Origin of the sequence: Halolamina sp. (assembly GCF_036626355.1) — an archaeon.
GTDB lineage: Archaea > Halobacteriota > Halobacteria > Halobacteriales > Haloferacaceae > Halolamina.
Map to the genome: position 1 here is coordinate 1 of NZ_JAZKRY010000114.1, position 7,473 is coordinate 7,473.

The 7,473-nt window shown below is 66.2% G+C and carries 5 protein-coding genes; 4 read left to right on the top strand and 1 reads right to left on the bottom strand.

What is annotated here, in order from left to right; all coding sequences use genetic code 11:
* On the top strand, nt 1-3,154 hold a 3,154-nt coding region (gene carB, locus V5A38_RS13830), incomplete at its 5' end, for a carbamoyl-phosphate synthase large subunit (RefSeq protein WP_332326350.1).
* 564 nt (nt 3,155-3,718) lie between these two features.
* Here carB and V5A38_RS13835 read toward each other — a convergent pair.
* Nucleotides 3,719-4,540: an NAD(+)/NADH kinase gene (locus tag V5A38_RS13835; RefSeq protein WP_332326351.1), complete on the bottom strand. Its 822-nt coding sequence runs from the start codon at nt 4,538-4,540 to the stop codon at nt 3,719-3,721.
* A 118-nt stretch (nt 4,541-4,658) separates the two neighbouring features.
* Between V5A38_RS13835 and V5A38_RS13840 the strand changes: the two genes are divergently transcribed.
* The 3 genes from V5A38_RS13840 (at nt 4,659) to V5A38_RS13850 (ending at nt 7,142) form a co-directional block, all read left to right on the top strand.
* A complete protein-coding gene (locus tag V5A38_RS13840; RefSeq protein ID WP_332326352.1) occupies nt 4,659-5,879 on the top strand; it encodes a KaiC domain-containing protein in 1,221 nt (406 codons plus the stop codon).
* A 182-nt stretch (nt 5,880-6,061) separates the two neighbouring features.
* Nucleotides 6,062-6,499 carry a DUF2391 family protein gene (locus V5A38_RS13845; protein WP_332326353.1) on the top strand — a complete coding sequence of 146 codons (438 nt, stop codon included), beginning with the start codon at nt 6,062-6,064 and terminating at the stop codon, nt 6,497-6,499.
* Nucleotides 6,500-6,665: 166 nt separating this feature from the next.
* A complete protein-coding gene (locus V5A38_RS13850; protein WP_332326354.1) occupies nt 6,666-7,142 on the top strand; it encodes an N-acetyltransferase in 477 nt (158 codons plus the stop codon).
* Nucleotides 7,143-7,473: the final 331 nt, after the last annotated feature.

Consider the following 7,473-nt stretch of genomic DNA (forward strand, 5'->3'; position numbering starts at 1 on the left):
CGTCGTGCTCGTGAACTCCAACCCCGCGACCATCATGACCGACCCCGACATGGCCGACCGGGTCTACATCGAACCAATCACCCCCGAGGCCATCGCCGAGGTCATCCGGAAGGAGAACCCGGACGGCGTCATCGCCGGCCTCGGCGGCCAGACCGGGCTGAACGTCACTGCCGAACTCGCCGAACAGGGCGTGCTGGACGAGCACGACGTGGAGATCATGGGCACGCCGCTTTCGACCATCTACGCAACCGAGGACCGTGACCGCTTCCGCAAGCGCATGGAGAGCCTCAACCAGCCGGTGCCGCGCTCGACCACGATCACGCTCGAGGAGGCCGAATCCGCAACCGAACTCGACCGGGAGGCGCTTCGCGAGCGCGTCAAGGCCGGGGTCGATACCGTCGGCGGCCTGCCGGTCATTGCCCGCACCACCTACACGCTGGGTGGCTCAGGCTCCGGCGTCGTCCACGAGATGGACGAACTGATCGAGCGCACGCGCAAGGGGCTGCGCCTCTCGCGCAACGGCGAAGTCCTGCTCACCGAATCTATCTCGGGCTGGGTAGAACTGGAGTACGAGGTGATGCGCGACGCGGGCGACTCCTGCATCATCATCTGCAACATGGAGAACCTCGACCCGATGGGCATTCACACGGGCGAGTCCACCGTCGTCACCCCCTCGCAAGTGATTCCGGACGACGGCCACCAGGAGATGCGCGACGCCGCCCTCGAGGTCATCCGTGACCTCGGTATCCAGGGCGGCTGTAACATCCAGTTCGCCTGGCGCGACGATGGCACCGCCGGCGGCGAGTACCGCGTCGTCGAGGTCAACCCACGTGTCTCCCGCTCCTCGGCGCTGGCCTCGAAGGCGACGGGCTACCCGATCGCCCGCGTCACCGCGAAGGTCGCGCTGGGCAAGCGCCTCCACGAGATCGACAACGAGATCACCGGCGAAACCACCGCCGCCTTCGAGCCAGCGATCGACTACGTGGTGACGAAGGTGCCCCGCTGGCCCAACGAGAAGTTCCCCGAGACCGACTTCACGCTCTCCACAGCGATGAAATCGACCGGCGAGGCGATGGCCATCGGCCGCACGTTCGAGGAGTCGTTGCTCAAGGCGCTCAGGAGTTCCGAGTACGACCCGGCCGTCGAGTGGGGCGAACTCGGCGACGGCGAGCTCGCCGACGAGTATCTCGAACGCCCGAGCCCGGACCGTCCGTACGCGATGCTCGAAGCGTTCACCCGCGGCTTCAGTGTCGAGGCGGTCGTCGAGCGCACCGGTATCGAGGAGTGGTACGTCGAGCGCTACCAGAACATCGCCGAGGCCGCGCTGGCTGCCCAGGAAGGCGAGTACGTCTCCGCCGCGTCGGTCGGCTTCACCGACAACGAGATCGCCGCCATCGCCGGCGGCGCGTTCGAGGACACACACGCCTCCTGGCTCCCGAGCGAGCCTGCGGGGGATGACACGAGTGCCGAGCCGGAACCCGTAACGGACGGCAGCGGGGTCACGCCCAAGCAGGTCGCGGGCGAGACGCCCGACCGCTCGTTCAAGCAGGTCGACACCTGCGCTGGCGAGTTCGCGGCCTCGACGCCGTACTACTACTCCGCGCGCCGCCCCGAACGGTTCGTCGGCACCGGCGTCGACGAGCTCCGGCTCGACACGGACGTCGAGAGCGTCGTCGTCGTCGGCGGGGGGCCAATCCGTATCGGCCAGGGCGTGGAGTTCGACTACTGTGCGGTCCACGCGGTCCGCGCGCTGCGTGACCTGGGTATCGACGCCCACGTCGTCAACAACAACCCCGAGACGGTGTCGACGGACTACGACACCTCCGACGGGCTGTTCTTCGAGCCGATCACTGCCGAGGAGGTCGCGGACACCATCGAAGCGACCGACGCCGACGGCGTGATGGTGCAGTTCGGGGGCCAGACCTCAGTGGACGTGGGGAAGCCCCTCGAGGACGAGTTGGCTCGCCGCAATCTGGACTGCGAAATCCTGGGGACGAGCGTCAACGCGATGGATCTCGCGGAGGACCGCGACCGCTTCAATCGCCTGATGGCCGAGCGCGGCATCGCCCAGCCCGCAGGCGGCTCCGCAACCAGCGAGGCCGAGGCGCTGGAGCTGGCCCACGAGGTGGGCTATCCGGTGCTCGTGCGCCCCTCCTACGTGCTCGGCGGGCGAGCAATGGAGGTCGTCTACAATGACGACGAACTCTGTGAGTACGTCGAGGAGGCGGTGCGCGTCTCCCCCGAGAAACCGGTGCTCGTGGATTCGTTCCTCGAGGGCGCAATCGAACTCGACGTGGACGCCGTCTCCGACGGCGAGGACGTGCTCATCGGCGGCGTGATGGAACACGTCGAAAGCGCGGGCGTCCACTCCGGCGATTCGGCCTGCGTCATCCCGCCGCGCTCGCTCGACGACGAGACGCTCGGCCGGGTGCGCGAAGTGGTCGAGGAGATCGCCGACGCGCTGGCGACGGAGGGGCTGCTGAACGTCCAGCTGGCGGTACCGGAAGATGCCGACGGCGAGACTGAAGTGTACGTGCTCGAAGCCAACCCCCGCTCCTCGCGCACCGTCCCGTTCGTCTCGAAGGCGACGGGTGTCCCCATCGCCAAGCTCGCGGCGCGTACGATGGCCGGCGAGTCGCTCGACGAGATGGAGATCGACGAGCAGATCCCCGAGCAGCCGAGCGTGAAGGAGGTCGTGCTCCCGTTCGACCGCTTGCCCAACGCCGACCCGCGCCTGGGTCCGGAGATGAAATCCACCGGCGAGGTGATGGGCACCGCAGAGAGCTTCGGTGGTGCCTACGGGAAGGCCCAGATCGCTGCCGACAACCCGCTGCCCGCGTCGGGTACTGTCGCAATCGACGGCGACTGGGACGCGAACGTTACGGAGGCGTTCGCCGACCGTCTGACCCTGATCGAGCCCGAGGACCTCACTGCGGCGCTCCGTGAGGGGAAGGTTGACCTGCTACTCTCGACGGCGCTCGACTCGCTCAAGAGCGCCGTCGAGGAGGAGATTCCCTACCTCTCGACGGAAGCGGCCGCGCTGGCGGCCATCGAGGCCCTGGACGCTGCGGAAGCTGCTGACGGGCCGCTCGCCGGAACCAGTGTCGTCGCGCTCTCGGACCGCCCGACGCGGACGACCAACTGGGGGGAGTAACGCTTCCCACCGCGGTCGAGCAAACCCGGAGCCGCTCCCGTTCTCGAATCCGTGATTCAGGCCTGCAGAACCTCTTCGAGGACGACGCCGTTCTCCCTCCTCTGAGCATCGTCCCATCGCCAATCGCTTGGGGACCGTGGAACGTTCTATCGGTGTCGACCGGCTCCTCCCGGAAGTTGCCACCAGCCTCCGACACGGAACGTTCAGCGTCGTCGCCGACAGCGACGACTGTCTCCCGGCGGGTAGTGTCGAATTCGGTCGGATACTCGCCCCCGGAGTCGAACGACCGGGGGTTGCGCGAGCCCTCGCCGAACAGCGAGAGATCGAACAGATTCCGTCCGTTCCCAGCAGGGCCGGCCGTGAATACGGCAGTCCAGTGGCTCTCCCTTGCTCGTTCGAGAAGCAGGCCGCTCCCCCGCGGGGGAGGCGATCTCCCTGTTAGATTCGACGTCGTTCAGCCGTGCGAGTTGAAGCGAGACGGACCACGCGTTCCTCACTCGTTCCGGATGTACAGGGTAGTCGGATAACGCAGGGTTGGCAGCCGGCTCCTCGGGCGTCGACGACTCAATCGAGTTTGTTGAGCGCCTCGAAGAAATCGACTTCGGGCCCCGCGATGCGAACCGGCTCGTCGGCAGTCGTTACGGTCACCATCGCCGGGAGCGAAAGCGTCCGCGCGGCGCGGCCGTCGCTGACGACGTATCCGTTCTCGGCGCCGGAGAGCCGGACCGTTAGCTCGCTGTCGAGCGACACCGCAAGCGGCGGCATCCCTTCCTCGGCACACATCTCGTTGACGATTATCGCGTCCATTCCGGGGTGGACCAGCGGTCCGCCCTCGGAGAGATTGTAGGCGGTCGAACCGGTCGGCGTCGCCACCAGCACGCCGTCTGCCCGGCCGGAGGAGAACAGCGAGCCGTTAACGCGAATCTCCAGGTCGGCGCCGCCACCGTGGCCACGCTGTGGTCCCTGAAGCACAACTTCGTTCGCCGCCGACTGGCTCTCCCAGTCGTCGCCGCGGGCGACGAGTCTGGGTGCTTCCCGAACCATGAGTTCGTCGTTCCGGAGCGCGCGGAGCTCCTCCATCACCTCGTGGACGGCCTCGTTCGGGCCCACGGCGTTGAGAAAGCCCACTTCCCCCAGGTTGACGCCGAGAATCGGCGTGTCGCCGACGCCGCGAGCCGTAAAGAGGAACGTGCCGTCGCCGCCGATTGAGACGACGAGGTCGCAGGCCGTCATCTCCTCGACCGGGTGGCCTGTCTCGTCGTGTTCCGCTGCTGTCGCCTCGTCGAGCCACACCGCCGCGTTGGCCTCCCGGAGGTGGTCCCGAATCTCCACAGCGAGAAACGACGCTCGCTTGTTGCCCCGCCTCGCGACGATGCCCACCAACATATGGGTCGCTTCCCACGCCGGCGGCAAAAAGCGCGCGGATACCGACCGCTGGACGGGCAAGCTTCAACTGTTGGCCCCCCCTCCAGTCGATAATGAGTCATTATGCTCCGGGCATGGGGTGGGTCCCGTGAGCGAGGAGGAGGAAGAGGACTGGTTCGAGCGCGCGCTGCGCGAAGCCGACGCCGACGAGGAGCCAGCGGCACCGCGATCGACTGCTGACGAGTCGGAGAAGGCGGAGCAGACCGACGCGGCAGAAACGGACTCAGGGAGCGACGACGCAGCCGCGACCGACGGCGAAGAACCGACGACAGCGGCCGACTCGGAGGAGCATGACCCCTTCGGCGGCATCGCGGCCGGAGACGAGAAGCCATTCAGCGACGAGGAAGCGGACCCATTTGGTGACGTCACAGCGGGCGACGAGAACACGTTCGGTGAGGAGCCGGATGAAGCAGCGGAGACGGCTGGTGGCGCTGGACCGGAACCGGGGTGGTTCGGTGGCACCGAGCAGGACCCCTTCGGGCAGGGTGAACGTGACCCCTTCAGCGCCGATGACGTCGGCGAGTTCGGGGGCGCCGCCGAAGCTGACCCGTTCAGCGGCGGCAGTGGCGGATCGGATTTCGACGAGGTGGAGTTCGATTCGGATATCGACCGCATCGACGTCGGTATCGAAGGGCTGGACGAGATGGTGCTCGGCGGCATCCCCACCCGTTCGCTGATGGTCACCGTCGGCGCGGCCGGGACCGGGAAAACCACGTTCGCGCTCCAGTTCCTCACCGAGGCGCTGGAGAACGACGAGAAAGCGATATATATCACCCTGGAGGAGTCCCGAGATGCGATTCTCTCCACCGCCGAGGAGAAGGGCTGGCCGTTCCGAGCGTGGAACGACGAGGGGGAGCTGGCGGTCGTCTCGATGGACCCGATCGAGATGGCGAACTCGCTGTCCTCGATCCGGAACGACATCTCCCGGCTGGTCGAGGAGTTCGACGCCGACAGGCTGGTGCTCGACTCGGTCTCGCTGCTGGAGATGATGTACGACCACCCCGCTCAGCGCCGGTCGGAAGTGTTCGATTTCGCCCGGTCGCTCAAGCGCGCGGGCGTGACGACGATGCTCACATCGGAGGCGAGCAGCGATGACGCCTACACCTCCCGTTACGGGATTATCGAGTATCTGGTCGACGCGGTGTTCATCCTCCAGTACGTCCGGCCCTCGGATTTCCGCGAGACGCGGCTGGCCGTCGAGATTCAGAAGATCCGCGATGCCAACCACTCCCGGGAGACCAAACCCTACGAGATCACGAACGACGGCATCTCGGTGTACCGGCAGGCGAACATTTTCTGACTCAACCGTTCGCGGTGACGGCCAACCGCGAACGTGTCTCACCAAATCGCGGTGACGGCCAACCGCGAACGTGTCTCACCAAATCGCGGTGACGGCCAACCGTGAGAGGGTGCCCCTTTCGACGGAATCGGAACACCCCACCTTATTTTTCAGGGGGCAGAAGGAGCCAGCAAGAGCCGGCTATGGCCAACGAGATCCTCAAACGGTTGCTACGGCGGCTGTTCAACCGGCAGTTCAGACCCTCGGACGTCGCTCAGCAGGTCGTTGGCGGGTTCCTACTCGCTGGACCGTTCGTCGTCACCGAGGAGGTTTGGGACCTTGCGAGGGCAATGAACAACGTCCAGTGGGCGATCATCATCGCCATCGTCTTCGCCATCGGCTGGGGGGCGCTCTACCGCGCAGATAACGACCGGGATATCGACGAGGAGACGGAGGTCGTGGGGATACCGTTCCGGTTTCTGCTGCTGATGGTCGTCTCGTATGGCTCGGTCCTGACTCTGGCGCTCGCCTTCGCCGCGCCGGAGACGTTCGGCGCGGGACCGGTTCAGACCGCAAAAGCGGTAAGCATCGGCGCCGTCTTCTCAGTCGTCGGGGCGGCGACTGCCGACAGTCTGTTCTAAAACCCTCTCGCGGTGACGGCCAACCGCAGGAGTGTAAAACCCTCTCGCGGTGACGGCCAACCGCAGGAGTGTAAAACCCTCTCGCGGCGAGGAGCCCCCATCCAACTCTCGAGTGCGCTGAGAAGCGACGACGGAATTAAATCCCCGTCCCGGCTATCCTGCGGTAGTGAGCGCGACAGTCGAGACGCGTCGGGACCCCCCCGGTGAGGAGAGCCACGAAGCAGAGGCTTGGGCGCTGAAAGAGCGCATCCGAAAGGAAGAAGGGGTGCTGAAACAGCGCCGGGGCTTCTTCAGCGACGCGTATCGGCGTGCCAGTTGCCGCTTGCTGTTCGTCGATGACGAACTCGCCGGCTTCGTCACCGCGCGCCGCGACGGCTACATCCTCTTTCTCGCCGTCGCCCCCAAACACCGCGGTGAAGGGTACGGCGAGCAGCTGGTCGCGTCAGTCGCCCGGGACCACGACTCGGTCAGCTGCCACGCACGCGCGAGCAACGAGGACGCGTTGGGGTTCTACCAGCACATTGGCTTCGAGATCGTCCGTCGCATCGATGGCTACTACGAGGACGGTGGCGACGCCTACTACCTGAAACTGGGCGAGGACCGCTCGCTCTCGGAGAAGCTCTCGGAGTTGGTTCGGCGGTAAGCACCGACCGTTTGCTGCGGGCCGGCTTCGCTGCCCCTGGCAAACGCTCGACGGAAACTCTGCGAGCTCGCGTTGGTTGGCTCTTGACCTCGCTACGGCGAGTGAATCGGCGACGTTCCGGGTCCTTCGGACCGCTCGGTCGCCGGATGCTCGTAGTTGCTGTTTTCCACGCGGCAGAAACAGCCAGTGGGAAGATTCTGTCGTCGCGAACCGGAGCCGGCAGTAGGTCGCCCAGCCGGGTCGTCTCCGTAGCCCCAGCACGTGGCTGTGGCAGGTTGTGCACCGCGACGGGTCGCTCGCCGTGAGTTGGCTAACACAGCCACGGCATCGG

Bases quoted from the DNA above. Each gene is read 5' to 3' on its own strand.
- V5A38_RS13835 (WP_332326351.1), bottom strand. From the start codon at position 4,540: ATGTTGGTGGGCATCGTCGCGAGGCGGGGCAACAAGCGAGCGTCGTTT.
- V5A38_RS13845 (WP_332326353.1), top strand. From the start codon at position 6,062: ATGGCCAACGAGATCCTCAAACGGTTGCTACGGCGGCTGTTCAACCGG.